This window comes from Streptomyces sp. NPDC000348 (assembly GCF_042898795.1).
Lineage (GTDB): Bacteria > Actinomycetota > Actinomycetes > Streptomycetales > Streptomycetaceae > Streptomyces.
Genome location: NZ_JBIAZD010000023.1, coordinates 49,204 through 75,940, shown reverse-complemented (window position 1 = coordinate 75,940; position 26,737 = coordinate 49,204). Strand labels below are relative to the sequence as shown.

General features: G+C 73.4%; 28 protein-coding genes and 1 pseudogene. 12 read left to right on the top strand and 17 right to left on the bottom strand.

The genetic code is table 11. The features are described 5' to 3' along the window. Positions 1-93 precede the first annotated feature (93 nt). Positions 94-549 (top strand): archease, encoded by a 456-nt coding sequence (locus tag ACFY3N_RS32285; protein WP_390820337.1) that lies wholly within the window; start codon positions 94-96, stop codon positions 547-549. 83 nt (positions 550-632) lie between these two features. Here the strand turns inward: ACFY3N_RS32285 and ACFY3N_RS32280 are convergent, their stop codons facing one another. The 4 genes from ACFY3N_RS32280 to ACFY3N_RS32265 form a co-directional block, all read right to left on the bottom strand. Further along, positions 633-1,058, bottom strand: coding sequence for a CBS domain-containing protein (locus tag ACFY3N_RS32280; RefSeq protein WP_390820336.1), 426 nt, complete (start codon positions 1,056-1,058; stop codon positions 633-635). Positions 1,059-1,176: 118 nt separating this feature from the next. After that, positions 1,177-1,605, bottom strand: coding sequence for a VOC family protein (locus ACFY3N_RS32275; protein ID WP_390820335.1), 429 nt, complete (start codon positions 1,603-1,605; stop codon positions 1,177-1,179). A gap of 147 nt (positions 1,606-1,752) precedes the next feature. Then, positions 1,753-2,598 carry an aminoglycoside adenylyltransferase domain-containing protein gene (locus ACFY3N_RS32270; RefSeq protein ID WP_390820334.1) on the bottom strand — a complete coding sequence of 282 codons (846 nt, stop codon included), beginning with the start codon at positions 2,596-2,598 and terminating at the stop codon, positions 1,753-1,755. Beyond that, positions 2,595-3,131: a cysteine hydrolase family protein gene (locus ACFY3N_RS32265; RefSeq protein ID WP_390820333.1), complete on the bottom strand. Its 537-nt coding sequence runs from the start codon at positions 3,129-3,131 to the stop codon at positions 2,595-2,597. Before ACFY3N_RS32265 ends, ACFY3N_RS32270 begins: the two co-directional genes overlap by 4 nt. A 190-nt stretch (positions 3,132-3,321) precedes the next feature. Between ACFY3N_RS32265 and ACFY3N_RS32260 the strand changes: the two are divergent. The 6 genes and pseudogenes from ACFY3N_RS32260 to egtD all read left to right on the top strand — a co-directional run bounded on the left by ACFY3N_RS32260 (position 3,322) and on the right by egtD (position 9,363). Then, positions 3,322-3,743 (top strand): annotated as a pseudogene (locus ACFY3N_RS32260) (pyridoxamine 5'-phosphate oxidase family protein). A gap of 173 nt (positions 3,744-3,916) precedes the next feature. Further along, a complete protein-coding gene (locus ACFY3N_RS32255; RefSeq protein WP_390820332.1) occupies positions 3,917-4,363 on the top strand; it encodes a type II toxin-antitoxin system PemK/MazF family toxin in 447 nt (148 codons plus the stop codon). A gap of 602 nt (positions 4,364-4,965) precedes the next feature. Continuing rightward, the gene (gene egtA, locus ACFY3N_RS32250) at positions 4,966-6,288 is read left to right on the top strand and encodes an ergothioneine biosynthesis glutamate--cysteine ligase EgtA (protein WP_390820331.1); all 1,323 of its coding nucleotides are present in this window, start codon (positions 4,966-4,968) and stop codon (positions 6,286-6,288) included. Beyond that, on the top strand, positions 6,285-7,601 hold the full coding sequence (gene egtB, locus ACFY3N_RS32245; protein WP_390820330.1) for an ergothioneine biosynthesis protein EgtB: 1,317 nt from the start codon (positions 6,285-6,287) through the stop codon (positions 7,599-7,601). Before egtA ends, egtB begins: the two co-directional genes overlap by 4 nt. Further along, entirely contained in the window at positions 7,601-8,404 is an 804-nt protein-coding gene (gene egtC, locus ACFY3N_RS32240; RefSeq protein ID WP_390820329.1) for an ergothioneine biosynthesis protein EgtC, read from the top strand. Before egtB ends, egtC begins: the two co-directional genes overlap by 1 nt. Beyond that, positions 8,401-9,363: an L-histidine N(alpha)-methyltransferase gene (gene egtD, locus ACFY3N_RS32235; protein WP_390820328.1), complete on the top strand. Its 963-nt coding sequence runs from the start codon at positions 8,401-8,403 to the stop codon at positions 9,361-9,363. The genes egtC and egtD overlap by 4 nt, the downstream gene beginning before the upstream one ends. An 18-nt stretch (positions 9,364-9,381) precedes the next feature. Here the strand turns inward: egtD and ACFY3N_RS32230 are convergent, their stop codons facing one another. Then, positions 9,382-10,632: an extracellular solute-binding protein gene (locus ACFY3N_RS32230; protein WP_390820327.1), complete on the bottom strand. Its 1,251-nt coding sequence runs from the start codon at positions 10,630-10,632 to the stop codon at positions 9,382-9,384. Positions 10,633-10,819: 187 nt separating this feature from the next. On the opposite strand from ACFY3N_RS32230, the gene ACFY3N_RS32225 reads away from it, so the two are divergent. Beyond that, positions 10,820-11,035: a dodecin gene (locus tag ACFY3N_RS32225; protein WP_390820326.1), complete on the top strand. Its 216-nt coding sequence runs from the start codon at positions 10,820-10,822 to the stop codon at positions 11,033-11,035. A gap of 25 nt (positions 11,036-11,060) precedes the next feature. Here ACFY3N_RS32225 and ACFY3N_RS32220 read toward each other — a convergent pair whose 3' ends face one another. Next, positions 11,061-11,552, bottom strand: coding sequence for a hypothetical protein (locus ACFY3N_RS32220; protein ID WP_390820325.1), 492 nt, complete (start codon positions 11,550-11,552; stop codon positions 11,061-11,063). 61 nt (positions 11,553-11,613) lie between these two features. On the opposite strand from ACFY3N_RS32220, the gene ACFY3N_RS32215 reads away from it, so the two are divergent. Then, positions 11,614-12,636, top strand: a complete 1,023-nt coding sequence (locus tag ACFY3N_RS32215) for an LLM class flavin-dependent oxidoreductase (protein WP_390820324.1) — start codon at positions 11,614-11,616, stop codon at positions 12,634-12,636. Between the two features lie 29 nt (positions 12,637-12,665). Here the strand turns inward: ACFY3N_RS32215 and ACFY3N_RS32210 are convergent, their stop codons facing one another. The 6 genes from ACFY3N_RS32210 to ACFY3N_RS32185 form a co-directional block, all read right to left on the bottom strand. Continuing rightward, positions 12,666-13,526, bottom strand: a complete 861-nt coding sequence (locus tag ACFY3N_RS32210; RefSeq protein ID WP_390820323.1) for a DUF2382 domain-containing protein — start codon at positions 13,524-13,526, stop codon at positions 12,666-12,668. Between the two features lie 104 nt (positions 13,527-13,630). Then, positions 13,631-14,431, bottom strand: a complete 801-nt coding sequence (locus tag ACFY3N_RS32205; protein ID WP_390820322.1) for a lysophospholipid acyltransferase family protein — start codon at positions 14,429-14,431, stop codon at positions 13,631-13,633. Continuing rightward, on the bottom strand, positions 14,428-15,201 hold the full coding sequence (locus tag ACFY3N_RS32200; protein WP_390820321.1) for a GNAT family N-acetyltransferase: 774 nt from the start codon (positions 15,199-15,201) through the stop codon (positions 14,428-14,430). The genes ACFY3N_RS32205 and ACFY3N_RS32200 overlap by 4 nt, the downstream gene beginning before the upstream one ends. 246 nt (positions 15,202-15,447) lie before the next feature. After that, complete coding sequence (locus tag ACFY3N_RS32195) at positions 15,448-16,197, bottom strand: succinate dehydrogenase/fumarate reductase iron-sulfur subunit (protein ID WP_390820320.1); 750 nt, start codon at positions 16,195-16,197, stop codon at positions 15,448-15,450. After that, on the bottom strand, positions 16,194-18,143 hold the full coding sequence (locus ACFY3N_RS32190) for a fumarate reductase/succinate dehydrogenase flavoprotein subunit (protein ID WP_390820319.1): 1,950 nt from the start codon (positions 18,141-18,143) through the stop codon (positions 16,194-16,196). The genes ACFY3N_RS32195 and ACFY3N_RS32190 overlap by 4 nt, the downstream gene beginning before the upstream one ends. A 2-nt stretch (positions 18,144-18,145) precedes the next feature. Further along, positions 18,146-18,853, bottom strand: a complete 708-nt coding sequence (locus tag ACFY3N_RS32185) for a succinate dehydrogenase (protein WP_390820318.1) — start codon at positions 18,851-18,853, stop codon at positions 18,146-18,148. Between the two features lie 83 nt (positions 18,854-18,936). Between ACFY3N_RS32185 and ACFY3N_RS32180 the strand changes: the two genes are divergently transcribed. Beyond that, positions 18,937-19,821, top strand: coding sequence for a LysR family transcriptional regulator (locus tag ACFY3N_RS32180; RefSeq protein ID WP_390820317.1), 885 nt, complete (start codon positions 18,937-18,939; stop codon positions 19,819-19,821). Positions 19,822-19,923: 102 nt separating this feature from the next. Here ACFY3N_RS32180 and ACFY3N_RS32175 read toward each other — a convergent pair whose 3' ends face one another. The 4 genes from ACFY3N_RS32175 to ACFY3N_RS32160 all read right to left on the bottom strand — a co-directional run bounded on the left by ACFY3N_RS32175 (position 19,924) and on the right by ACFY3N_RS32160 (position 24,469). Further along, complete coding sequence (locus tag ACFY3N_RS32175) at positions 19,924-20,142, bottom strand: hypothetical protein (RefSeq protein WP_390820316.1); 219 nt, start codon at positions 20,140-20,142, stop codon at positions 19,924-19,926. 115 nt (positions 20,143-20,257) lie between these two features. Further along, positions 20,258-22,399: a putative bifunctional diguanylate cyclase/phosphodiesterase gene (locus ACFY3N_RS32170; protein WP_390820315.1), complete on the bottom strand. Its 2,142-nt coding sequence runs from the start codon at positions 22,397-22,399 to the stop codon at positions 20,258-20,260. Next, the gene (locus ACFY3N_RS32165) at positions 22,396-23,208 is read right to left on the bottom strand and encodes an SAM-dependent methyltransferase (protein WP_390820314.1); all 813 of its coding nucleotides are present in this window, start codon (positions 23,206-23,208) and stop codon (positions 22,396-22,398) included. Before ACFY3N_RS32165 ends, ACFY3N_RS32170 begins: the two co-directional genes overlap by 4 nt. Before the next feature lie 325 nt (positions 23,209-23,533). After that, entirely contained in the window at positions 23,534-24,469 is a 936-nt protein-coding gene (locus ACFY3N_RS32160) for an SCO0930 family lipoprotein (protein ID WP_390820383.1), read from the bottom strand. Between the two features lie 661 nt (positions 24,470-25,130). Here ACFY3N_RS32160 and ACFY3N_RS32155 point away from each other — a divergent pair. Both ACFY3N_RS32155 and ACFY3N_RS32150 read left to right on the top strand, forming a co-directional pair. After that, a complete protein-coding gene (locus tag ACFY3N_RS32155) occupies positions 25,131-25,259 on the top strand; it encodes a hypothetical protein (RefSeq protein ID WP_390820313.1) in 129 nt (42 codons plus the stop codon). Positions 25,260-25,295: 36 nt separating this feature from the next. Then, positions 25,296-26,060, top strand: coding sequence for a hypothetical protein (locus ACFY3N_RS32150; RefSeq protein ID WP_390820312.1), 765 nt, complete (start codon positions 25,296-25,298; stop codon positions 26,058-26,060). 100 nt (positions 26,061-26,160) lie between these two features. Here ACFY3N_RS32150 and ACFY3N_RS32145 read toward each other — a convergent pair whose 3' ends face one another. Then, complete coding sequence (locus ACFY3N_RS32145; RefSeq protein WP_390820311.1) at positions 26,161-26,658, bottom strand: hypothetical protein; 498 nt, start codon at positions 26,656-26,658, stop codon at positions 26,161-26,163. Positions 26,659-26,737: the final 79 nt, after the last annotated feature.

The window sequence follows — 26,737 nt, the reverse complement described above, 5'->3', positions numbered from 1 at the left end:
GGAGCACCTGATCCGCATCCGTGTACCCCGCTCCGCGGCACTCGAAGCGCCCGTGTCCGGCATGGGTGCGCGGTCGTCGGGCAGGCGAGTTCCATGGTCGGTGACACGAGCGGCTACGGGCAGGCGCGGCGGCCGGAGGAGAGCGGGCACCGGGCGGTGGCGCAGGAGGACGAGTTCCGGATCGAGGCGTGGGCGACGAGCCGGGAGAACTGTCTGGCGGAGGCGGTGGCGGGGATGGTGGAGTGCTTCGCCGACGTCTCCGGGGTGCGGCCGACGGGTGTGGGCCGCGTCCGGCTGGCCGGATCCAGTGACGACGATCTGCTGGCAGCGCTGCTGGACGAGGTCCTGTACCGGCTGGAGGAGTACGGCCAGGTACCGGTCGACGTGGAGGCGGACGGAATCGAGGACGGCCTCGACGTACGCCTGGCGGTGGCCGCCCTGGCGGACGTACGGGTCACCGGACCGATGCCGACGGCCGTGGACTGGGAGGAACTGCGGATCCACCCGGGCCCGTACGGCTGGACGTGCGCGCTCACGGTCGACGGATGACAGCCGTTCCGGCCCGGAGCGGCCCCTCCCGGGGGGCCCCGGCCCGCCGACGAGGGCTCCCCCGGCGCCGGGAGGGCCCGCGCTCAGTGGGTGGGGGCCGCCGCGCTGATGTCCGCCAGGGCGGAGTGCGGGTCCTCCGTCACGGCGAGGTCCCCGAGGCTCACCATCCCCACCGGACAGCCGCCGCGTTCCACCACCGGCAGCCGCCGGACGGCGTACCGCCGCATCAGTTCCACCGCGTGGTCGGTGGTGTCCTCGGGGTCGAGGGTCACCAGGGGCGGGCGCGTGCACAGGGAACCGACCGTCGTGGCCTCCGGGTCGCACCCCTGCGCGACGCCCCTCAGCACGATGTCGCGGTCGGTGAGCACACCGAACAGATCACAGTCGTACGCGACGAGGACATCGCCGACGTCCCGCTCGCGCATCAGGCGCGCCGCCCGCGCCACCGTCGTCATGGGCTCGACGGACGCGGTGTCCGCGGACATCACGTCCCGTATCCGCATGGTCATGGGCACCTCCCGGTACGTGGCCGGTCCGCCCCCCCCTGTGTCCGCCGCGTAGCCCGCTGCGCGGCGCGTAAACCGACCGGACGGGGGCGGGCGTGGGGCACGCCCGCCCTCCGCCCGCCTACACGGCTCCGGGGATCTCCTCGGTGACGCCGTTCAGCGGCGAGGCCGGGTCGGTGCCGTACGGACGGGTGATGGCCTCCAGGCCGTGGCCCGCCGGGTCCCGGAAGTACACGCCGCGACCGCCGTCGTTGCGGTTGACACGGCGGGGGTGCCTGCCGTGCGGATCGGCCTGGACGGGGATCCCGTCGTCCACGAGCCGGGTGAGGATCGCGTCGAACTCGGCCTCGGAGACGAGGAACGCGTAGTGCTGCGCCGGGATGTCGATGTCGACGGTCGCGAAGTCCAGGGTGACTCCGTTGGCGGTCGTCACCGGCAGGAACATTCCGGCCGGTTCCCCGACCTCCAGGCCCAGGACGCGGGCGAGGAAACGGGCGGACTTCTCCCGGTCACGGGTGAGAACGATGGTGTGGTTGAACTCGACTGACACGATGTCAATGCCTCCACGGGCATCCGCGGCGCCTCCATGCCTCACCCGGCCGGTGACCGGCACGCGATGCCGCACCGAGGATCCTAGGCGGCGGGACCGACGGCTGTCGATCCGATGAGGCAGGGGGCGACGGCGAGCAGGCGCGTGTCAGGGCGGGGCCTCGTGTCCGCCCTCGACCGCGGCGGCCTCGTCCAGGCGGACGGCCACCCAGGCCAGGAAGTCCCCGACCGCCGCCCCGGGCAGCGCGAGCGCGGACTCGCGGGGGCGCTCGAAGCTGCGCAGCGCGTCCGTGATCAGGGGCCGGAAGTCCGCCTCCGCGGCGGCGACGATCCCGGCCGCCCCGCGCTTGGCGAACCACTGGCCGGTGCGGCAGTACACCACGGAGCGGCAGCCGTTGAGCACCCGGTTGTCGGCCGCGTGCCCCTCGCCCTCGGCGTGTTCCCGCACGGAGGCCCGCAGCGCGGTGAGCACGGCGGACCGCTCCGGTGCGGCGATCACGTCCCGCGCCGGCCCGCCGAACAGCGGCAGGCCGGCCTGGTGGGCGAGGGAACGGTCGAGGACGTACCAGAACGCGGGCGCCTCCGCGGGGTCGTGGCTGACCCGCTCGGGCAGGGACGGCCCGGTGTTGAGGTCCATGAGGTACCCCGCCCCGCCGGACGGGCGGCCGGCGAAGTCGGCCGGGTACACGACCAGTTCCAGTCCGGCCGCGGGACAGGCCAGGGCGGGGTGCGCCAGCGCCCCGGCCAGTTCGGTCAGGGCCCGCGGGGGAAGTGAGCGGTCCACCACGACGGTCACGTCGACGTCGCTGCGTCCGTGCCGGTAGTCGCCGAGGGCGAGGGATCCGACGGCGAGGACACTCACCAGGTGGGGGCCGCAGACGGCGCGCGTGCGGTGGACCAGCTCGTCGAGGTAGGGGCGGACCTCGCGGGGCGGTACGGGAGCACGGCTGGGGAGAGCGGTGCCGGCCCGCGGGTCCGCGCCGCGGCGCGTCATTTCCACAGTTCTTCGCTTTCGCACACCTGTGCGCCCATGTTGCGTTCCATCATCCGCAGGGCGGCGTCCGCGAGGTCGGCGTGGATGTGGGCGACCGCGTCCCGGGGGACGGTCACGTCGAAGTGGCGGATGTGCGCGTCGAGCGACGAGTAGAGGACGCACTGCTCCGTGACCTGGCCGCACAGCACGAGCCGGTCGATGCCCTGCTGGTTGAGCAGATAGCCCAGGGGGGTCTCGAAGAAGATCGAGTGCCGCGCCTTGACGACGAAGAGCGAGGAGTCGTCCGGCAGCAGCGGCTCCACGAGGCGCGCGTGCGGTCCCGACAGGGCCTTGTCGAGCAGCTCGCCGTGGTGGGAGCGCCACTCGCCGAAGTTGTCGTTGACGTAGATCACCGGCACGTCCCGGTGCCGCGCCCGCTCCAGCAGCGCGGAGACGACCGGTACGACCGACTCGGCGGACGGGATCAGCCGGTCGGCGTCCGCATGGTCGTAGGTGTTGATCATGTCGATGACGATCAGTGCGGTCTTGCCCATGCCCTCCGGGTTCCACCCGCGAAGGGGAATCAGACATGTTCGCTCGCGCGCACGGCCGTGGCGGCCGGAAGCGGAGGTGCGCGGCGGCCGCCCCCGGCGATCCGCCCGTGGGGAACCGTCGCCGGGGCCGGACGGCCATCAGGGCCGTCCGGCCCTGGCCCCGCGGGGGTCCGCCGCCGACGATGGAGGAATGATCCACAGCGATGGCTTCCGGTCGCCCGGCCGCCAGGAGTGCCTGCGCCTGCCGGCCAAGGTGCCGGTCGGTCGCGTCGTCTACACCCGGCGGGCGCTGCCCGCGGTCCTCCCCGTCAACTTCACCCTGGACACGGATTCCTCCGTGGTGCTGTGCGCCTCCGCCGCCTCCGATCTGGTCCGGGCGGTCGACGGCGTCGTGGTCGCCTTCGAGGCCGACGACTTCGACGCCGGCCGCCGGTCCGGCTGGAGCGTGGTGGTCACGGGCCGGGCGGCCGTGGTGACCGACCCGGCCGAGCACGAGCGCCTGCTGCGGACCGGCCCCGCTCGTGGATGCCGATGCACGACGGGGTGTTCGTCCGGATCGAGGCCGAGATGGTCACGGGCCGGGAACTCACGGGGCTGCCCGAGCCCGGCTGAACCGGTGGCCCGCCGTGCGCCGGGCCGCTCCCCCGCCGCGGTCGCCGTCCGGTGGACACGCCGCTGCCGGGGATGCCCGCACGGCGTCGGCGGGGCCGCCCGGCGCGGCGAGCCGCCGCCGGTGTCCCCGGCCGCGTGCGGGGCGCCTTCCGGGGTGCCGTACGGTACCGCCTGTGACCGCCTTCAGCCCCGAGAACACCCCGGGCCGCCACGGCCCTTCCGCCACCGTCGAGGCCGCGCCCCGTGAGGTGGGCCGGGTGCGCACCGAGTACTCGCCCGCGTACGACGGCGACCCCGACCCCGGGGAGATCGTCTGGACCTGGGTGCCCTACGAGGAGAACGACGGCCGGGGCAAGGACCGTCCGGTGCTGGTCGTGGCCCGTGAGGCGGGCGGGACGTTCCTCGCCGTGCAGTTGTCCAGCAGGGGGCGCGACGGTCACCGGGAGTGGGTGCCGATCGGCAGCGGGCCGTGGGACCGGTCGGGCCGCGACTCGTGGGTCGGCGTGGACCGGGTGCTGCGGCTGCACGAGGAGGGCATGCGCCGGGAGGCGTGCGCGCTGGACCGGATGCGGTTCAACCTCGTGCGTCAGCGGCTGCGGGAGCGGTACGGCTGGAACTGACCGGCACCGGCCCGGACGGCAGGTCCCCGAAGCCCCGTTCGAACGCGGCGCGGACCGCGCTGCCGCGGGTGCGGTCCGGGATGCCGGACACCACGTGCCCGAAGGCGCCCGCCAAGCGCCCGCCCGGCTCCAGGCGCGACCGGAACGCCGCCGCGACGGACACCGCGTGGCCGCCGGGTGCGCGGTGGGCGCCCGCCGCCACGATCCTCCCCCCGTGGCCCTCCGGGCACGGGGGCACCCCCCTTCGATCCGGCTACGCTCCGCTCGTCCCGCGGGCGATGCCGCACGGGCGCGCGCTCACGGCGCCACCCCCGTAGCCGCCGTGACCACGCGACGCGCGGTCCCGCTCGTCGTGCTCATGCAGGCATCCTGAGCGATGCTGGTGATGCGCCGCAACGGAGTTTCCGCCTCCCCGGAAGGCCCGGGAAACGGGCGGAGAACCGCCCGGGAACAGGCCGGACGAAAGGACGGCCGAACCGGGACACCCCGTCAGGCGCCCTTGTGCCCACCGCCGCGAGGGTTTTGGGTGGACGGGTTGATGCCGGCCGGGACCGTTGGCGTTCCGGGCCGGTGACATGGTGGAATCTCAGGAGGATCCCCACATGTCCGATTCGGCAGGCGGCTGTGTGGAGCCGCGTACCGCCGTCACAGAAGCCGAGGTGGAAGCCCTGGTACGGGGCATCTGCTTCAAGACCGGACCTCCGCGCCTCCTCGGCGTCGAGGTGGAATGGCTCGTCCACGAGCTGCGGGACCCGCGGCTCCCCGTGTCACCCGAACGACTCGAAGCGGCCTACGCCGCGCTGCGGACCGTGCCCCTGGGGTCGGCGCTCACCATCGAGCCCGGCGGCCAGCTGGAGCTGAGCTCGCCGCCCGCCGCCTCCCTGATGGAGTGCGTCGGTACCGTCTCCGCCGACCTCGACGCCGTCCGCGCGGTCCTGCGCGAGGACGGTCTGGTCCTCACCGGCCTCGGCCACGACCCCTGGCACACCCCCCGACGCTTCCTGCGCGAACCGCGTTACGACGCCATGGAGGCCTGTCTCGACCGCACCGGCCCCGCCGGCCGGGCCATGATGTGCACCTCCGCCTCCGTGCAGGTGTGCGTGGACGCCGGCTACGAGGAGCCCGGCCCGCTCGGGCACGTACGGCGCTGGTGGCTGGCGCACCGGCTGGGCCCGGTCCTGGTCGCCGTGTTCGCCAACTCCCCGATCGCCGGTGACCGGCCGACCGGCTGGCTGTCCACCCGGCAGCTGCGCTGGGCACAGATCGGCGCCGGCCGGGCGGGTGCCCCCGCGCTGGACACCGACCCGCGCGGCGCCTGGGCCCGGCACGTCCTGGACTCGCCCGTGATGTGCGTACGGCGCGACGGCGGGCCGTGGGACGTGCCCCGGGGACTCACCTTCCGGGAGTGGATCAGGTCCGGCACGCCCGGGCCGCCGACCCGGGACGACCTCGACTACCACGCCACGACCCTGTTCCCGCCGGTGAGGCCGCGCGGCCATCTGGAACTGCGCATGATCGACGCGCAGCCCGGCGACGACGGCTGGATCGTGCCGCTGGCCGTGGTCGCGGCGCTGTTCGACGACCCGGAGGCCACCGAGACCGCCTACCGGGCGGTGAAGCCGCTGGCCGAGCGGGCGCACGGCACGCCCGCGCCGCACAACCCGCTCTGGCGGGACGCGGCCCGCGTCGGGCCGGCCGACCCGGAGCTGCGCGAGGCGGCCGCCACCTGCTTCGCGGCGGCGCTGCGCGCCCTGCCCCGGCTCGGCGCCACCACCGAGGTGGTCGACGCGGTCGCGGCGTACCGGGACCGCTATGTCGCCCGGGGCCGCTGCCCGGCCGACGATCTGCTCGACGAGCTGCGCGCGACGGCCGGCGGCGTACGTCCCCGCCCCCCGCACCCGTACGGGAAGGACACCTCCTCATGACTGACGCCGCCCCGGACGCCGAGGCCCTGCGCGAGCGCGCGGTCGCCTCGCTGATCACCGCGCGGGACCGCACCACGCTGCTCACCAGCTGCGTCGACGGGCCCGAGCTGACCGCCCAGCACTCGCCGCTGATGTCGCCGCTGGTGTGGGACCTCGCCCACATCGGCAACCAGGAGGAGCAGTGGCTGCTGCGGGCCGTCGCCGGGCACGAGGCGATACGGCCCGAGATCGACGCCCTGTACGACGCCTTCGAGCACCCGCGCGCCGAACGCCCGAAGCTGCCGCTGCTGCCGCCGGAGGAGGCCCGCCGGTACGCGGCCGACGTGCGCGGCCGGGCGCTGGACGTGCTGGAGACCGCCACGTTCCGGGGGACGCGGCTGACCGAGGCGGGCTTCGCCTTCGGGATGATCGCGCAGCACGAACAGCAGCACGACGAGACCATGCTGATCACCCATCAGCTCCGCAAGGGACCGCGGGCCCTGACCGCCCCGGACCCGGAGCCGGTGCCCCTGTTCACGGGTCCCTCCGAAGTCCTCGTCCCGGGCGGCCCGTTCACCATGGGCACCTCGGACGAGCCGTGGGCGCTGGACAACGAACGGCCCGCGCACCGGCGCGAGGTGGCGCCCTTCCGCATCGACACCACCCCGGTGACCAACGCCGCCTACCAGGCGTTCATCGAGGACGGCGGCTACGACGAGCCCCGCTGGTGGACCGCCGGGGGCTGGGCCCACGTCCGCCGCAACTCCCTGAGCGCGCCGTTGTTCTGGCGCCGGGACGGCCGGCAGTGGCTGCGGCGCCGGTTCGGTCTCACCGAGGCGGTGCCGCCCGACGAGCCGGTGCTGCACGTGTGCTGGTACGAGGCCGACGCCTACGCCCGCTGGGCCGGGCGCCGGCTGCCGACCGAGGCCGAGTGGGAGAAGGCGGCCCGGTACGACCCGGCCGGCGACCGCTCGATGCGCTACCCGTGGGGTGACGCCGACCCTGGTCCCGAGCACGCCAACCTCGGCCAGCGGCATCTGCGTCCGGCGCCCGCCGGGAGCTATCCGGCCGGTGAGTCGCCGCTCGGGGTACGGCAGATGATCGGCGACGTGTGGGAGTGGACGGCGAGCGACTTCCTGCCGTACCCGGGGTTCAGGGCGTTCCCGTACAAGGAGTACTCGGAGGTGTTCTTCGGGCCGGAGCACAAGGTGCTGCGCGGCGGTTCGTTCGCCGTGGACCCGGTGGCCTGCCGGGGCACGTTCCGCAACTGGGACCTTCCGGTCCGGCGGCAGATCTTCTCCGGGTTCCGCACGGCGCGCTCGGAGGACGTCTGATGTGCCGTCACATCGCTTACGTGGGGCCCGGGGAGGCGCTGGGCGAACTGCTCGTGGCGCCGCCGCACGGTCTGTACCGGCAGTCCTGGGCGCCCCGGCGGCAGCGGTACGGCACGGTCAACGCCGACGGCTTCGGCGTGGGCTGGTACGCCGAGGGCGATCCGGTGCCGGCCCGCTACCGGCGGGCCGGACCGGTGTGGGCGGACCTGTCGTTCGCGGATCTCGCCCGTGTCGTGCGGACCCGGGCACTCCTCGCGGCCGTACGGGACGCGACCCTGTCGGGTGCCGACGCGGAGGCCGCGGCGGCGCCGTTCGCCGCCGGGACCTGGCTGTTCAGCCACAACGGGGCGGTGCCGGGCTGGCCGGGCTCGCTCGCGCCGCTGGTGCCGGCCCTGTCCGCCGAGGACGTGCTGTCGCTGGAGGCCCGCAACGACTCCGCGTTCGTGTGGGCGCTGGTGCTGGCCCGGCTGCGGGCCGGCGACGAGGAGGGGCAGGCGCTGGCCGACACGGTCCTGGAGGTCGCCGCGGCAGCCCCCGCGGCCCGGCTCAACCTGCTGCTCACGGACGGGGACACCGTCACCGCGACCGCCTGGGGCGACACCCTGTGGTACCTCACCCGGGCCGGCGGCGGCACCGTCGTGGCCTCCGAGCCCTACGACGACGATCCGCACTGGCGCGAGGTCCCCGACCGCACGCTGCTCGCGGCGAGCCGTACCGACGTCCTGCTGACCCCGCTCAAGGAACCCGGCGACGCCCTGACGTCCGCCGACGCACCCGCACCTGTGAGGGAGCCCCTTACGTGAGTCCGTTCCGTCTCACCCGCACCCTGCCCGAGGACACCACCGACGCCGCCCTGCGCGCCGACGTCCGCGAGGGCCTGACGGGCAGCCCCAGGACGCTGCCGCCCAAGTGGTTCTACGACGCCCGGGGCAGTGAGCTCTTCGAGGAGATCACCGGGCTGCCCGAGTACTACCCGACCCGTGCCGAACGCGAGATCCTGCGCGCCCGCGCCGGTGAGATCGCCGAGGCGTCCGGGGCCCGCACCCTGGTCGAACTGGGCTCCGGCTCCTCGGAGAAGACGCGGCATCTGATCGACGCCCTGACCGGACTGCGCACCTACGTCCCCGTCGACGTCAGCGAGAGCGCCCTCACCCTGGCCGGGCGGGCCCTGGTGGCCGAACGGCCGGGACTGGAGGTGCACGCGCTGATCGCCGACTTCACCGCCCGGCTGACGCTGCCCGACGCACCGGGGCCGCGGCTGGTGGCGTTCCTCGGCGGCACCATCGGCAATCTGCTGCCGGCCGAGCGTGCCGCGTTCCTCGCCTCCGTCCGCGCCCTGCTCGCCCCGGGCGACGCCCTGCTGCTGGGCACGGACCTGGTGAAGGACGAGCGGGTGCTGGTCCGGGCGTACGACGACGCGGCCGGTGTGACGGCCGCGTTCAACAAGAACGTCCTGACCGTCATCAACCGGGAGCTGGGCGCCGACTTCGACCCGGACGCCTTCGACCACGTGGCACTGTGGGACGCCGGACACGAGTGGATCGAGATGCGGCTGCGCTCCCGTACCGCGCAGACGGTGAAGATCCCCTCCCTGGGACTCGCCGTGGACTTCGCGGCGGGCGAGGACCTGCGCACCGAGGTGTCGGCGAAGTTCCGCCGGGACCGGGTGCGTGAGGAACTGTCGGCCGCGGGGCTGGAGCCGGCCCGGTGGTGGACGGACGAGGAGGGGAGGTTCGCGCTGTCGCTGAGCGTCGCGCGCTGACGGGAGCGCCGCGCCGCCCTAGTCGAAGGCCAGGGCCTCGGTGACGCGGCGCGCGGCGCGCCCGGCCTCGGTGGCCGGGTCGGCCCCGGTGAGCACCTCGGTCATGTACTCCTTGATCGGGTTGTCCGCCTCGACGGCGGCCCACCGGGGTGTGCCGGGGGTCGCCCGGCCCCGTGCGGCTCCGGCCGCCATGGCCGCGACCCCCTCCTCCCCCGCCACCGACTCGGCGAGTCCGGCCTTGTTGGGGACGTAGTTCATCGTGCGGGCCAGGTCGGTGTTCCACCGGGCGCCGGTGAGCGCGGCGACGACCTCGACGGCGTCCTCCCTGGCGTCGGTCCCGGCCGGGACCACGAGGTCGGACCCGCCGGTGAAGACGGCGCCGGGCCGGCCGGTGATCCTGCCGGGGACGGGGAAGTAGCCCAACTCGTCCTCCAGGCGCGGGTTCTGCTTGACGATGGCGCGCGCCAGCCCCGGTACGGCCACGATCTGCGCGACCTCGCCCCGCGCGAACACGCCGGCCTGCGGCGGGTGTTCCTCGTCGGCGTCGACCGGCCCGTCGCCGAGCGCCTGGAGCCGGCGGTAGAAGTCCATGCCGCGCAGCGCCGCCGGGCTGTCCAGCGTGCCCCGCCAGAGGCCGTCCCGTTCCTTGGCGAGGTCCCCGCCCTCCTCCCAGATGAAGCCGGCGAGCGTGTACCAGTCCTGTCCGGCGAGGTAGATGCCCTGGTTGCCGCCGCTGTCGAGCTTCTCGGTGAGGGTGAGCCACTCGTCGCGGGTCTTCGGCGGGGCGGTGACGCCGGCCTTCCGGAAGAGGTCCTTGCGGTAGATAACGACGCGGTTGGCCGCGTACCAGGGGATGCCGTACTGCTGGGAGCCCCACCGGCCGGGTTCGGCGAGGCCGGGCAGCCAGTCGTCGCGGCCCCAGTCGCGCATCGACTCCAGGGTGAGGTCGAGCAGTCCGTCACCCTCCGCGTACGTGGCGACCTGGGTGTTGCCGACCTCGATGACGTCGGGGCCGTCCGCCTCGTCCGTCTCCAGTGCCTTCTGCACCTTCTCGCCGATGCCGGTCCACTCCTGGACGCGGATGTCGAGGTCGAGTGCGGGGTGCTCGCGCTCGAACTCCTCGGTGAAGCGGTCCAGGTACTCCGGCGAGGCGCTGTGCCGCATCAACCACACGGTGACCGTGCGCCGTTCGGCGTCGCCGGGCATCAGCCCACAGCCGCTGAGCAGGGAGGCGGACACACAGACAAGGGCGGGCAGACGGCGTCTCACGAGGGGTCCTGTTTCTGTCTGACGGACAGGGCGGGGCCCGGCGTGGGGGGCGAGCGGGGCTCGGGCGGGCGCCCAGCATCTTGGTATGGACCAATGCGTAGGTCAAGGCCGCCGGGCGAGCGGGGCCGACGCCTCGCGCCCCGCCGCGGTGTGGGGCACGGTGGAGTGACGCGAGAGGAGCACTTCCATGTCGAATCACACCTACCGGGTCACGGAGATCGTCGGCACCTCACCGGACGGCGTCGACCAGGCCGTACGCAACGGCATCGAACGCGCCTCGCGGACCCTGCGCAATCTGGACTGGTTCGAGGTGACCCAGGTGCGCGGCCAGATCGAGGACGGAGGGGTCGCGCACTGGCAGGTGGGGCTGAAGGTCGGCTTCCGGCTGGAGGAGGCGGACTGAGCCGGGGCGGGGGCCGGGCCGCCGCTCAGGTACGCCCTTCCCGCTCCTGCGCGTCCTCCAGCTCCCCGGAGGGGGCCGTCCAGCGGGCGAGGACGACGGTGAAGCCAGCCCGCCGGGCGTCCTGGCAGACCAGCTCGTCGTCGTCCACGAGCACGCGGACGTCCCGGGCGCGGGCCAGGCGGCGCAGGACCGCCAGCTTGGTGTGGCGGGCCGGTCTGCGGTCGGCGTTCGCGCGCATGTGCAGGTCCCCCGCGGGCAGTCGCTGCGCGGCGAGCCAGTCCAGCGTGTCGCGCCGGCAGCGTTCGGGCCGCCCGGTGAGGTAGACGATCTCGCACTCCCGCGCGCTCTCCCGGACCAGTGCGACGCCCTCGGCGAGCGGCGGGTCATGCGGCGCGGCGGCGAAGAAGGCGTCCCAGTCGCGCGGTCTGCGCTCCAGGAAGCGCTGCCGGTGCGCCGTGTCGGCGAGGGTGTTGTCGAGGTCGAACACGGCCAGCGGACGCTCGGTGCGGTCGGTCACACCGCCCAGCGTAGACACGGGGCGTGCGGAATCCTGAGCACGCCCGGGTGTTGAACCCGGTATGAGTTCCGTGATCGCCTCGGCCCGCTTCTCCGTACTCGACCGCTCCCGCATCCGTGAGGGGCACACCGGCCCCGAGGCGCTGCGGGACACCGTCGCCCTGGCGCGGGAGGTGGAGCGGCTCGGCTACCACCGGTTCTGGGTCGCCGAACACCACGGGGTGCCGGGGGTCGCGGGTTCGGCGCCGACCGTGCTGGCCGCCGCCGTCGCCGGGGCGACCCGGACCATCCGCGTCGGCACCGGCGGGGTGATGCTGCCCAACCACCGGCCGCTGGTGGTGGCCGAGCAGTTCGGGGTGCTGGAATCGCTGTTCCCGGGGCGCGTGGACATGGGCCTGGGCCGGTCGGTGGGCTTCACCGACGGGGTGCGCAGGGCACTGGGGCGCGGCAAGGACGACGCGGAGGACTTCGCGGCCCAGCTCGACGAACTGCTCGGCTGGTTCCGGGGCACCTCCCCCACCGGGGTGCACGCCCGGCCCGCCGAGGGCCTGACCGTGCCGCCGTTCGTGCTCGCCATGGGTGAGGGCGCCGCGATCGCGGCTCGCGCGGGCCTGCCGATGGTCATCGGTGACCTCCGCGACCGGGACGGGGTGCGGCGCGGCATCGACCGCTACCGCGAACGGTTCCGCCCCTCGGAGTGGGCGAGCGAGCCGTACGTGGTCGTCTCCGGCACGGTCGCGGTGGCCGGCACCTCCGAGGAGGCCCGGCGGCTGCTGATCCCGGAGGCCTGGTCGATGGCGTACTCCCGGACCCGCGGCAGCTTTCCGCCGCTGCCGCCCGCCGAGCGCGTCGAGGCGCTCTCCCTGGGCGCCAGGGAGCGCGGCTTCTACGAGTCGGGGCTCAGCGGCCAGACGGCCGGCACCGAGGAGGAGGTGGCGCACCGGCTGGAGACGATCCTGAAGGAGACGGGCGCGCAGGAGGTGCTCGTCACCACCAGCACCCACGACCGGGAGGCGCTGCTGGACTCCTACCGGCGGCTCGCCGCGATCGCCGGACTGGACGGCGGCACGGCGACGCGCCGGTGAGACGACACCGGCGCGCGCTGGGGGCGGGGCTACTCGCGGCCTCGCCCGGGAACGTCACGGGCACGGCGGCCGGACTCCTCGTCCAGCTCCGTCTCGGCCTCGATGCGCTCCTTGCGGACCTCGCCGCGGACGGTCTCCTCGGCGGTCTTCTCCTCCGTGGTCATCCGGACCCGCTCGACCGGCACCGTCTCGGTCTCCACGACCGGACGCTCCTCGTGCAGGATGACCTCGTGTTCGTCCTCCTTGATGTCCGGGCCCGACATGGCCTCGCCGCGGTTGGCGTCCGTGATCGGCTCGCGCTCCACCCGTACTTCCTCGTGGCGCACCGGCACGGTCTGCTGGACCTCCTCCGTGACCACGTACTTGCGCAGCCTGGCCCGTCCGGCCTCGCGGCGCTCGACGCCGACGTGCATCTGCTCCTCGGAGCGGGTCATGGCGTCGTCGTCGTGCCCTCGGGTCCGGGCTTCGCCCCGGCCGCCGGTCATGCCCGCGGTGCCGGCGGCGCCCGCCGTACCGGCCGTGCCCGTGCCGGGTGACCGGTCGCGTTCGCCGGGCCCGGCCAGCACGGAGTCCCAGTCGATGCCGTAGTGCTCGTACAGACGGTGTTCCTCGTCCACCGACAGGTGGCCGCCCGCGTCGATGTCGACGTTCGGCGCGTTCTTGATCTTGTCCTTGCGGTAGGGGACCTCGAGGTGGTCCTCCACCAGGGTGGCGTCACGGATGGGGACGAACGACTCGCTGGAGCCGAACATGCCCGTTTTGACGGTCACCCACTCGGGGCTTCCGCTCGCGTCGTCGAGGAAGACGTGCTTCGCTTCGCCGACCTTGTTCCCCTCCTCGTCGTAGACGGGATGGTCCAGCATGATCGAGATCTCTTCGCGGGTGATCATCTTCCATCACCCTCCTTTCGCAGGTCGCCCCCTCACGGGTTCTCCCGGAACGCCCGCCAAAAACAGCATGAAAGCGACAAAATACGCTTACTTTTCCGCAGTGCTCACGCGTGGCGGCCGGCCTCGTGTCCCGCCACCGCCTCCGGCTGTGCCGCGCGCGCCAGGGCGCGGCGGTCGACGTGGCTCCCCGGCGGGACGGGAGCCCGCACCTCGACCTCGGCGACCACGCCACGGGCCGACGCCACCCGCCACAGCGAGGCGAGGAGCGTGTCGTCACCGACGAAGGCCGGCGCGGTGGCCGGGGCGCCCCGCGCCACCCGGTAGCGGATGCGGACCGGCTGCACCGGGACACCGGCGTCCAGCGCCGCCTGGAAGACCGCGCGGCGGAAGTGCCCCCGGGCCCGGCCGCACCAGGTGCTGCCCTCCGGGAACGCCGCGACCGCCGCGCCGCCGCGCAGGATCCCGGCGAGCGCGGCGACCGTGTCCGGCAGGGCGCGCAGCCGGTCGCGGTCGATGAACACCACGCCACCGCGCGCGGCCAGCGCCCCCGCCACGGGCCAGCGCCGTATCTCGGCCTTGGCCAGCATCCTGGCCGGACGGACCGCCGCGAGCAGCGGCACGTCCAGCCAGGAGATGTGGTTGGCGACGAGCAGCAGTCCGCCCGTGGGCTCGGCGGCCCCGGCGATGCGGACCCGGACCCCGGCGGCCCGTACGATCCCCCGGCACCACCGGCGCACCGCGCCCGCCGGGACCCGCCGCCCGAGCGGGAGCAGCGCGATCCCGGCGAGGACCAGCAGGCCCAGCGCCGCCAGCCGCAGCACCGCCAGCGGTACGGCCGCCGCGGACGCGGTCGGCTCCACGCAGCCCCGCGGGGTGCAGGGCGCGCCCGGCAGCCAGGCGCTCACCGGGCGGGGACGAGGGAGAGGAAGTGCCGCAGATAGCGGGGGTTGACCCGGTTCATCGGCAGCAGCACGTAGAAGTCGGCGACACCGAAGTCCACGTCGTGCGCGGGCTCGCCGCAGACCCAGGCGCCGAGCCGGAGGTAGCCGCGCAGCAGGGCGGGCAGCTCCCGGGGGGCCGCGGGTGCCGAGGTCCGCGGCCGCCAGGGCAGCAGCGGCCGCACCCGGTACTCCTCCGGCGCGAGGTGCCCCGCCCGCACCCGGTCCCAGGCGGCGGAGGCGAGCGCGCCCCCGTCGGCGAGCGGGACGGAGCAGCAGCCGGCCAGCCAGGCGTGGCCGTGGTCGGTCATGTAGCGGGCGATGCCGGCCCAGATGAGCCCGATGACCGCGCCGTCCCGGTGGTCGGGGTGCACACAGGAACGGCCGACCTCGACGAGGGACGGCCGTACGGCGTCGAGGGCCGACAGGTCGAACTCCCCCTCGGCGTACAGCCGTCCGGCGATCCCGGCACGCTCCGGCGGCAGCAGCCGGTAGGTGCCGACGACCTGACCGCCGGTCTCCTCGCGCACGAGCAGGTGGTCGCAGTACGCGTCGAAGGGGTCGACGTCCAGCCCCGGCTGCGGGGTGGCCAGCAGGGCGCCCATCTCCTCCGCGAAGACGTCGTACCGCAGCCGCTGAGCGGCACGCACGTCCTCCTCGTCGCGGGCGAGGGTGACGGTGTAGCGGGTGGGGGCGGCGGGCTGCGGGGGGTGGTCGACGGTCAGTGCGCCGGTCATGGCTCTCTCCTGATCACGCGCCGGGGCGGGGGTGAGGACACCCCTGTTCTTCCGATCCGGGTTGGCGTGTACGTGACCGGAGCCGGGAGCACGGATGTGGAGATGCTGAATGCCAGGGACGAAGAGCGGGACGGGGCCGGGAGGAGCACCTCTCCCGGCCCCGCCCGTCCGCACCTTCCGGCGGACGTCGGTGGAGCGCCCCGGAGGGGCGCGGGGCGTGACCTCGTGCGGCTCCGCCGCGCGAGGCTACCGCTTGCTCACCTTGCGGGTGGCCCGCAGCCACTCCTTGTTCATCCCCGTGATGGAGGTGAGCGGGATGCCCTTGGGGCATGCCGTCGCGCACTCGCCGGCGAGAGTGCACCCCCCGAACCCCTCCTCGTCCATCTGCGCCACCATGTCCAGCACCCGCGTCTCCCGCTCGGGCGCCCCCTGCGGCAGCACGTTGAGGTGGTTGATCTTCGCCGAAGTGAACAGCATCGCCGCCCCGTTGGGGCACGCGGCGACACACGCCCCGCACCCGATGCACTCGGCGTGCTCGAAGGCGAGGTCGGCGTCCGGCTTCGGCACGGGCGTCGCGTGGGCCTCGGGCGCGGACCCCGTCGGCGCCGTGATGTAACCGCCGGCCTGGATGATCCGGTCGAAGGCGGACCGGTCGACCACCAGGTCCTTCACTACCGGGAAGGCGGATGCCCGCCACGGTTCGACGTCGATGGTGTCGCCGTCCTCGAAGGACCGCATGTGCAGCTGGCAGGTGGTGGTGCGCTCGGGCCCGTGGGCGTCGCCGTTGATGACGAGCGAGCAGGCGCCGCAGATGCCCTCTCGGCAGTCGTGGTCGAAGGCGACCGGGTCCTCGCCCTTGAGGATGAGCTCCTCGTTGAGGGTGTCGAGCATCTCCAGGAAGGACATGTCGGGCGAGATGCCGTCCACCTCGTACGTGGACATGGCGCCGTCGGCGTCGGCGTTCTTCTGCCGCCAGACGCGCAGGTTGAGCTTCATGCGTAGCTCCGCTGGGTGGGGTGGACGTACTCGAAGACCAGGTCTTCCCGGTGGAGGGCGGGCGCCGTGCCGGTGCCCGTGAACTCCCAGGCGGCGGCGTAGGAGAACGCCTCGTCCCGGCGCGCGGCCTCGCCGTCGGGGGTCTGGGACTCCTCGCGGAAGTGGCCGCCGCAGGACTCGGCGCGGTGCAGCGCGTCGAGACACATCAGCTCGGCGAGCTCCAGGTAGTCGACGATGCGGTTGGCCTTCTCCAGCGACTGGTTGAACTCCTCACCGGTGCCGGGGACCTTGATGCGCCGCCAGAACTCCTCGCGGATCTCCGGGATGCGCTCGAGGGCCTTGCGCAGCCCGGAGTCGGTGCGGGCCATGCCGCAGAACTCCCACATGAGTTCGCCGAGCTCGCGGTGGAAGGAGTCGGGGGTGCGGTCGCCGTCCACGGACAGCAGCAGGTTGAGCCGGTCCTCGGTCTCGGCCAGCACCTCCTGCACCACCGGGTGTTCGTCGGTCACCTCCTCCTGCCGCGGGGTGCGGGCCAGGTAGTCGTTGACGGTGGCCGGGAGGACGAAGTAGCCGTCGGCCAGGCCCTGCATCAGCGCGGAGGCGCCGAGCCGGTTGGCGCCGTGGTCGGAGAAGTTGGCCTCGCCGATCGCGAACAGGCCCGGGACGGTGGTCTGGAGGTCGTAGTCGACCCACAGTCCGCCCATCGTGTAGTGCACGGCGGGGTAGATCCGCATCGGCACCCGGTACGGGTCCTCGTCGGTGATCCGCTGGTACATGTCGAAGAGGTTGCCGTACTTGGCCTCGACGGCCCCCCGGCCCATCCGCGCGATGGCGTCGGCGAAGTCCAGGTACACGCCCTGGCCGCCGGGGCCCACTCCCCTGCCCTCGTCGCAGACGTTCTTCGCGGCGCGGGAGGCGATGTCACGGGGCACGAGGTTGCCGAAGGAGGGGTAGATGCGCTCCAGGTAGTAGTCGCGCTCGTCCTCGGGGATCAGGTTCGGCGGGCGGGTGTCGCCCTTGGCCTTCGGCACCCAGATCCGGCCGTCGTTGCGCAGCGACTCGCTCATCAGCGTCAGCTTGGACTGGTGGTCGCCGGTGCGCGGGATGCAGGTGGGGTGGATCTGGGTGAAGCAGGGGTTGGCGAAGTAGGCGCCGCGCCGGTGCGCCCGCCAGATCGCGGTGGCGTTGGAGTTCATGGCGTTCGTCGACAGGTAGAAGACGTTGCCGTAGCCGCCGCTGGCGAGGACGACGGCGTCCGCGACGTACGTGTCGATCCTCCCGGTGATCAGGTCCCGGGCGACGATGCCGCGGGCCCGCCCGCCGACGACGATCAGGTCGAGCATCTCGGTGCGCGGGTGCATCTCGATGTTCCCGGCCGCGATCTGGCGCGACAGGGCCTGGTAGGCGCCGAGGAGCAGTTGCTGGCCCGTCTGGCCGCGGGCGTAGAAGGTGCGGGAGACCTGGACTCCGCCGAAGGAGCGGGTGTCGAGCAGTCCGCCGTACTCGCGGGCGAAGGGCACGCCCTGGGCCACGCACTGGTCGATGATCTCGACGGAGATCTGCGCGAGGCGGTGGACGTTGGACTCGCGGGAGCGGAAGTCGCCGCCCTTGACGGTGTCGTAGAACAGGCGGTGGACCGAGTCGCCGTCGTTGCGGTAGTTCTTCGCCGCGTTGATGCCGCCCTGCGCGGCGATGGAGTGGGCGCGGCGCGGGGAGTCCTGGTAGCAGAACTGGACGACGCGGTAACCCTGTTCGGCGAGCGTGGCGCCGGCCGAACCGCCCGCGAGCCCGGTGCCGACGACGATCACGGTCTTGCCCCGCCGGTTGGCGGGGTTGACCAGCTTGGCCTCGAAGCGGCGCTTGTCCCAGCGCTCGTGGACCGGCCCCGCGGGGGCCTTGGTGTCGGCGACCGGCTCGCCGGTCGTGTACTCGGTGTAGGAAGTCATGGTCAGCTCACCACTCCGGTCATGACGCCCACGGGGACGGCGAGGAAGCCGGCCGTGAGCAGCAGCGCGAGGGCATTGGCGGTGGTCTTGAGGGCGCGGTCGCGGGTGCGGCTGCCGACGCCGAGGGTCTGGGCGGCGCTCCAGAAGCCGTGCCGGACGTGCAGGCCGACGGCGAGCATCGCGACGATGTAGACGACGTTGCCGTACCAGGTGGAGAAGGTGTCCACGACGTTCTGGTAGGGCTTGCCGGTCTCGAAGCCGCCGGAGTGCACGGTGCCGGTGGTCAGGTCGAGGAGGTGCCAGACGATGAACAGGGCGAGGATGACGCCGCCCCAGCGCATGGTGCGCGTGGCGTAACTGGCGCGCGGCTTCCTGTGCACGTACTTGCTGGGGCGCGCCTTGATGTCGCGGCGGCTGAGCTGGTAGGCGGAGACGCCGTGGGCGACCACGGCGACCACGAGCACGACGCGGACGACCCACAGCGTCCACTCGTAGTGCATGAACGGCTCGCCGACCGTGCGCAGCCAGTGGGCGTAGTGGTTGAACTCGCCGGCCCCGAAGAAGATCTTCAGGTTCCCGATCATGTGGACGACCAGGTACAGCAGCATGATCAGGCCGCTGACCGCCATCACTGTCTTCTTGCCGACGGTCGAGTCCCACAGGGTGCGTGCGAGGGACGGCCGTCGGTCCGTCCGCGTTGCCGGAGCCATGTCCCAGACGCTAGGGCCGGAAGGCCCCATCGGTCCAAGACATGGTCCGGCTCGTTTCGATAGGGGGAGCCTATGCTGAGTGCATGCAGTTCCAGCAGCTCCAGTACTTCGTGGCCGTCGCCGAGACCCGGCACTTCACCCGGGCCGCGGAGCTGGTCCACGTCGCGCAGCCGTCGCTGTCGCAGCAGATCAGGGCGCTGGAGCGGGAGCTGGGGGCGGATCTGTTCCGGCGGGCGCGCGGGAACATCACGCTGACCGACGCGGGCGAGGCGCTGCTGCCACTGGCCCGGCGGATCCTCGCCGACGCGGACACCGCCCGGCACGAGGTGCAGGAGGTGGCGCAGCTGCGCAGCGGGCGGGTGCGGCTGGGCGCGACGCCGAGCCTGTGCACCGGGCTGCTGCCGGACGTGCTGCGCGCCTTCCACGACCGCTACCCGGGCGTCCGGCTGCTGGTCGAGGAGGGCGGCTCCCACGACCTGGTGCGGGAGCTGGCCCGCGGCGCCCTCGACCTCGCCCTGGTGGTGCTGCCGCTGCCGACGCCCTCCCCCGCGCTCACCACGGTGGAGCTGCTGCGCGAGGACCTGGTGGTCGTCTCCTCCCCGGACGCCCCGCGGCCGGGGAGGAGCCGGCGCACCGTGCGCATCGCCGACCTGGAGGGCGAACGCCTGGTGATGTTCCGGCACGGCTACGACCTGCGCGAGCTGACCGTGGCGGCATGCCGGGCGGAGGGCTTCGAGCCCGGATTCGCGGTGGAGGGCGGCGAGATGGACGCGGTACTGGGCTTCGTACGGGCGGGGCTGGGAGTGGCGGTGGTGCCGCGGATGGTGGCCGCCCGCTCCGGCCACGGACTGCGCGTCACCCCGCTGGCCCGTCCGGGCCTGCACCGCACCATCGCCCTGGCCCACCGCAGCGACGTGGCCCCGCCCCGGGCGGCCCGCGAACTGCAGCGGATGCTGCTGGAACGCTGACACGGCCGTGCGTGGGGTTCCCTCGCCCCCGCCGCCCCTTCCCGTCCCGTTCCCCGGGTGCTTCGCCCCCGGACCCCCGTCGCGCAGTCCCCCCGCGCCCCTTCAGGGGACCGGGATGCCCCGGTGGTGGTACATGCGCCGGCCCGTCCGGTCGTCGTGCTTGCGCCAGAGGGAGCTGCGGCGGGAGGCGCCCACCTCGGTGAACTCCGGGTCCAGCAGGCTCACCGCCTCGGCGGGCGAGGAACGCACGGCCGGGGCCATGAGCCGCGGCTCCCCCTCGATCGCCGCCCTCACCGCGCCCCTGTCCCGGTCAGATCCCATCTGATCCTTCTCCGTCCGTGAGAGCTGCGCCCCCAGGGGCGCGGGGCCGGCACGTGCGCGGCTTAAGCCGCGTGGGCGCGCGACGAGTCACCACCGGCCCGCGGCCGCCGGGCGGCTAGCCCGTCGCGTCCACCAGCGCCAGCTCGTGCAGCCGGTCCGGCGGGCCCGGGCGGGCGTAGTACCAGCCCTGGGCCGTGTCGCAGCCGAGGACGCGGAGCTGTTCGGCCTGGGCCCCGGTCTCCACGCCCTCCACCGTGACCGCGAGGTCGAGGCTGTGGGCGAGGGAGACGATCCCCTCGACGATCTTCAGGTCGACGGGGTCGGCCGGGAACTGCTGCATGCTCTGCGTGAAGGAGCGGTCCAGCTTCAGGACGCTCACCGGAAGCCGGCGCAGGTTCGCCAGGTTGGAGTAGCCGGTGCCGAAGTCGTCCAGCGCGATGTCGACACCCATCTCCGCCAGCCGGCGCAGCGGCTTCAGCAGGTCGTCGTCCGCGCCGATCAGCGCCGACTCCGTCACCTCCAGGCACAGGGCGTCGGGGGCCACACCGGTGCGCTCCAGGATGTCCACCGTGTCCTGCACCAGCCCGGGATGCGTGAGCTGGCAGGGCGAGAGGTTCACGTTGATGCGCAGCGGACCGAGCGCCTCGCCCCCGTGCCGGTCCCGCCACTCACGGGCCTGCCGCACCGACTGCTCCAGCACCCAGCGGCCCAGCGGGACGATCAGCCCCGTGTGCTCGGCGAGCGGGATGAACCGGTCCGGGGACAGCACCCCGTGCTGCGGGTGCAGCCAGCGCACCAGCGCCTCCGCGCCCCGCACGCTGCCGTCGCCGAGGTGCACCAGCGGCTGGTACTCGATGAAGAACTCGCCCCGGTCCAGGGCCGTCGGCAGCGCCGTGGTGAGTCCGTGCCGGGTGATGGCGCGGGCGTCGGCCTCCGGGTCGGCGAGCTCGAACCGGTTGCCGCCCGCCGACTTGGCCCGGTACATGGTGATGTCGGCGCTGCGCAGCACCTCCGCCGCGCTGCGCTCCCCGGCCGGCCCCTCGACGATGCCGATGCTGCCGCGCACGGTCAGCTCCCGGCCGTCCACGCTGATCGGGGCGAGCAGCGCGTTCATGATGCGGGCGGCGAGCTCGTCGACGGTGCGCTCGGTGTCGGGGCCGGTGGTCAACGCCACGAACTCGTCGCCGCCGAGCCGGGCCACCATCTCGCCGGACGCGGTGGCGCAGGCCTGCAGGCGGTCGGCGACCTCGACGAGCAGCCGGTCGCCGGCCGCGTGCCCGAGGCTGTCGTTGACGGTCTTGAAGCCGTCCAGGTCGAGGTAGCACAGCCCGAACCGCTGGCCCCCGCCGGCACCGAGCGCCTTCTCCAGCCGCTCGAAGAAGAACGCCCGGTTGGGCAGCCCGGTGAGCGCGTCGTGGGTGGCCTCGTAGCGCAGCCGGAGGTTGAGCAGCCGCCGTTCGGTGGTGTCCTCCATGAGGGCGAGCTGGTACTGCGGGTCGCCGTCGGCGTCGCGCAGCAGGGACACCGTCAGATTGGTCCACAGGACCGTTCCGTCCGGGCGGTGGAACGCCTTCTCGAGGTGGTAGTGCTCGCGCGCGCCGCTCACCAGCTCGTCGTAGAGCCGCCAGGTCTGCGGGGCGTCGTCGGGGTGGACCCACTCCTTGACCTTGCGGCCGCGCAAGGCCTGTTCGGACAGACCGAACATGCGCCGCAGCGCGCCGTTGACCTGCAGGACGTTGCCCTCCAGGTCGGCGATGCCGATGCCTATGGCCGCGCCCTCGAACACCGCGCGGAACCGGGCCTCGGTGGCGTGCAGCGCCTGCGCCACCACGCCCTGGGCCTCCAGCGCGGCCTGCGCGATGGCCTCCTGCTCGGCCAGCGTCCGCTCGCGCAGCGCCTGCGCGAACCCGGCGGCCATGGCGTGCTGGAGCCTGCCGGAGCGTGCCCGCAGGTCCTCCCGGTCGCCGTCCCCGCCGCAGTACAGGACGAGGTAGGCGTCCACGCAGTCCAGGGTCCGGCTGAGCGCCTCCGGGTCGGTGCAGTGCGCCTCCACCAGCGCGGCCCCGGCCGTCCGGCCCGCGTCCGCGTCGAACGACCGGGCCCGCAGCGCCTCGCTCAGCAGCCGGGCCAGCGGCAGCAGCCGCTCCTCGAACTCCGGGCGGGTCGACGACGTCGAGGTCACCGGGAAGACCGCCCGGCTCCAGATCGTCGCGAACCGGCGCAGTCTGTCCTCCGGCCCGTCCGGCTTCGCGCTCACGCCGTACGCCCCACGCCCGCGAAACCGGAGAACGCGTAGGGATCCTCGTCCTCCGGTGCGGTGTCCGGCCGCCACCTCGGCATCGGCACCAGTCCGGGTTCCACCATGTCGTACCCCTCGAAGAACCGCGCGATCTCCTCGCGCGTGCGCATGATCAGCGGGTTGCGAATGTCCTGGTACACGTCCACCGCCCCCTCGGCCCGCTCCGCCGGCAGCGGGATTCCCTCGTACGCGGCATGGGTGAGCACCAGCATGCTGCCCGGCGCGAGGGCCCGGCTCAGTTCGGCCACCGCCGCGTACGGGTCGTCCGCGTCTTCCACGAAGTGCAGTATGGCAACGAGGAGCAGCGCCACTGGCCGGTTCAGGTCGATCAGCCGCAGCACTTCGGGGCTGTCGAGGATCTCCCGCGGCTTGCGGAGGTCCGCGGCGACGATGTCCGCGCCGTCGTCGCCCTCCAGGACGGCCTGGCTGTGCGCCACGGCCACCGGGTCGTGGTCGACGTACATCACCCGTGCGTCCGGTACGGCCGCCCGGGCCACCTCGTGGACGCTGCCGAACGTCGGGATGCCGGAGCCGATGTCCAGGAACTGGGTGATGCCCTCACCGGCCGCGAAACGCACCGCCCGCCGCATGAAGGCACGGTTCGCCTGCATGATCTTGGGCAGGCCCGGCATGAACTCCATGGCCCTGCGGGCCGCTTCCCGGTCGACCTCGAAGTTGTGCGAACCGCCCAGGTAGTAGTCGTACATCCGGGAGACGCTGGGCACCGAGATGTCGATGCTCCGTGGGGCCCAGGCGGGACGCTCCATGTATCTCTCCGAGGCGTAGGCGATCCGGTGTTCGAGCAGAGGCTACTGATCGCCCGCCAAAGGAGCGACCCCAAACGGAAATTGACCATCCGTTCCCGGTCACTGCCAGTGGCACGTGCCTGTCCGGCGTCCCCCTCGGGGCGTGACGACAGGTGTCCGCGGCGTCCCGGAGAGTTCCGGGACGCCGCGGGGTGCACGGGGAGAAGGCGCCGGTCAGTCCCTGGTTGCCGGTGCGTGACGGCACAGCGGTCCGCCCCTCCGCACGCTGCGGAGGGGCGGACATACGGCCGGCGGCGTCCGGGGCGGACGACGCCCGGGAAGGTTGCTACTTCTCCGACGCGCCGACCGGTTTTCCGTCGGGCCGTACGGCGTACCAGGTGCCGCCGACGCCCTGGCCGTTGGTGTCGCCGGGAGCCTTGTCGCCGGCGAAGGTGTAGAGGGGCCAGCAGTTGATCGTCTGCTGGTCGGCGCCGTCCGGGCGGGTGAAGGTCATGTAGCCCTTCCTCTGGATGCCCTCGGTGTCGTCGAAGTCGACCGGCCGGACCACCGGCCACTTCTCCAGACAGGCGCCGGTGCAGGCCGAGACGGGTTTCGGCCAGGCCTCGTCCTTCATGAAGCGGTAGACGGTCATGCCGTTCCCGTCGACGACGATCTCGCCCAGTTCCGGGTCCTCGCGCGTGGAGAGCCCGGGCAGGTCGGCCGCCTGCGCCTTCTTGCCCTCGGGGTTCAGCGCGTACCACTTGCCGCCCACACCCTGGCCCTTGACGTCACCGGCGTTGACGTCCTTGACGTAGCGGTAGGCCGGCCAGCCGGCGACGGTGAGCTGCTCGGTGCCGTCGGCCCGGGTGACCGACCCGAGCAGCGCCTCGTCGATGCCCTCGCCGGCCGCGGCGTCGTCGGCGGGCACCGGCGGCCAGGTCTTGGCGCAGTCGTCCTCGCAGTTGGACGCGGGCGGCTCGGCGGTGTCCTGGTCGAAGCGGTACAGGGTCAGACCGAGGCTGTCGGTCACCACCTTGCCCAGTTCGGCGTTGGTGGAGACGTTCAGCTCGCCCGCCGTGCCGGAGGGGCCCGCCGACGCCTGTGCGCCGCCGCCCGCCTGGCCCGCGCCGGTGCCGATGCTGCCGACGTCCCCGGCCGCGGCCGTGGCACCGACGTTCTGGCTGGAGGCGGGCGGCGGACTGTCCTGACCGCACGCCGTGGTCAGGGCCAGCACCGCCGCGGCGCTCGCCACCAGTGAGGCGGTCCGCCAGGAGGTCTTCATCGTCAACTCCACATCATCGCAAGGGTCTTGCAGCGCCCTGCTGTGCCGCCGCTCGACGATGGGTACGCACGGGAGCACGGGTCGTGTTCAACGGCGACCCGGATTTCTTTTGTTAACTCCTTCGGGGCAATCAGCGGGATCCCGGGCGCGGCCCGGCGGCACACGACTCATGATCTTCGTCGTGCACGTACTCGTACCGACCCAATCCCGCTCCTTCGCACGCGCGTTGGCCGTGGCGACGCTGATCTGGACGCTCGTCGGCACACCCGGCACGGCCGTGGCCGACGCCTGCGCCTACGCCTCGACGGGGCCGGACGGCACGGAGGCGGTGGCGGTCGCGGGACACGTCACCTGGACCGACCCCCCGTTCTGCTCACCACCGCCGTCCCCCACCCCCACTCCCACCCCCACCCCCACGCACCCTCCGGAGCCACCGCCCCCGCCCCCGCCCGAGCCCACGCCGACCACACCGCCGCCGTCACCGGAACCCCGCCCCACCCCTCCCCCGGAACCACCACCCCCGCCGGCCGCCCGTCCGGCACCGCCCGCCGCCCGTCCGACGCCGGCTCCCACCCCGCCACCGCGCCCGCGCCCCTCGCCGCCGCCCTCACCGGCCCCGACGCCGTCGGCCTCGCCGAAGCCGCGTCCGTCCGTGACGCCCGTGCACTACCCGCGGTACCGCGCGGTCCCGGTCCGGCGGCCCTCCGGCGGTGCCACGTCGCCGCTCACCTTCGTCCTGCTCATCGCGACGCCCGCCGTGGTCGCCGTCGCCGCGCTGCGTCCGCGCTGAGGCACGGACCGGCCCGACCCCTCCTGGAGGCACCTCTTGCCGGAATGGCTTGTTCTCACCCTCGCGATGCTCGCCGCCTGTGCGGTCGTCGTGGTCATCACCCTCGTACGGCACCGCAGGGCGGCCGAGGACGAGGATCCCAGCGAGACCCCGGACGTCATCGAGTACATGACGATGTGGATCGGCGTGGTGTACGCCATCGTCCTGGGTCTCGCCATCGCCGGCGTCTGGGAGGGACGCAGCGCCGCCCAGGAGCACGTACGGGCGGAGGCGGTGGCGCTGCACGAGATCTCCGAGCGGGTACGGGTCTACCCCGCCGAGGTGCGTGACCGCATCCGGGACGATGTCAACGCCTATGTCGGACACGTCGTCACCGTCGAGTGGCGGGCCATGGCCGACGACGGACGGGTCACCGAGCGGGGCACCGAACTCCTCGACCGCGTCCGCCGGGACGTCACCGACCACCAGCCGCGGACGGACTTCGAGGCGCAGGCCTACCAGCCGCTCGTGGACCAGGTGGCCGCCGCCGACCAGGCGCGCAGCGCACGGGCCGGGTCGACCGGGGAGACCATGCCGGGCGTGGTGTGGTTCGGGCTGATCTCCGGAGCCGTCATCACCATCGGGATGATCTTCGCGCTGCAGATCCGGCGCACCACCCGGGAGATGGTCCTCGCCGGGCTGTTCTCGGCGCTGATCGCCTTCCTGCTCTTCCTCATCTGGGACTTCGACGCCCCCTACAGCCGGGGCCTCGCCACGTCGGCGGACCCGTTCCTGCGGCTCTTCCCGCACATCGGGGGCTGACACCGCCCGCGGGGAGCGGAGCGCCGCCCCGGATCCCGCGGGATCCGGGGCGAGCGGCGTGCGAACTCGTGCGCGACGGCGGCCCGGAGGGGACAGCGCTTCAGATCCGCTTCTCGGTGCGACGGCGCATCCAGAAGACCCCGCTGCCGACGGCCGCGGCGGTCACCAGGGCCCCTCCGATGGCCATGTCGGTCGGGGTCGCCCCGCTGGTGCTGCTGCCGCCGATGCCGCCGCGGACACCGCCGATGACGGTGAAGGCGGCCGGCCGGGTCAGGCTCCGGCCGGAGCAGTGGACCGTGATGTCGTAGGGACCGGGACGGGCGTCGGCGTCGATGGTGGCGATGCCCTTCGAGGTGTCGTTGGCACCGTTGATGGGCGTCAGTTCCGTCCGGGGGAAGGCGTTGGAGGTCGCCGTGCCGCCGTGGGGGCAGCCGTCGACCGTGATGGTCAGCTGGCCGCCGCGGGCGATGACGCTGGGCAGGGCGACGATGTTGGACGGGTTGGGAACCCGGCCGGAGTCCGCGACCGCCGCCGGGGCGGCGACCCCGAGGACGGCGACCGCGGCGCCGGCGGCCGCCAGGGCACGTGAATTGCGCATGTGATCCTCCGCGGAAGACGCCCCGGGTCCCGTTCCCGGTCGATCGGCGAGAAAGCGCCTCCCGGAAAGACCCTCAGTT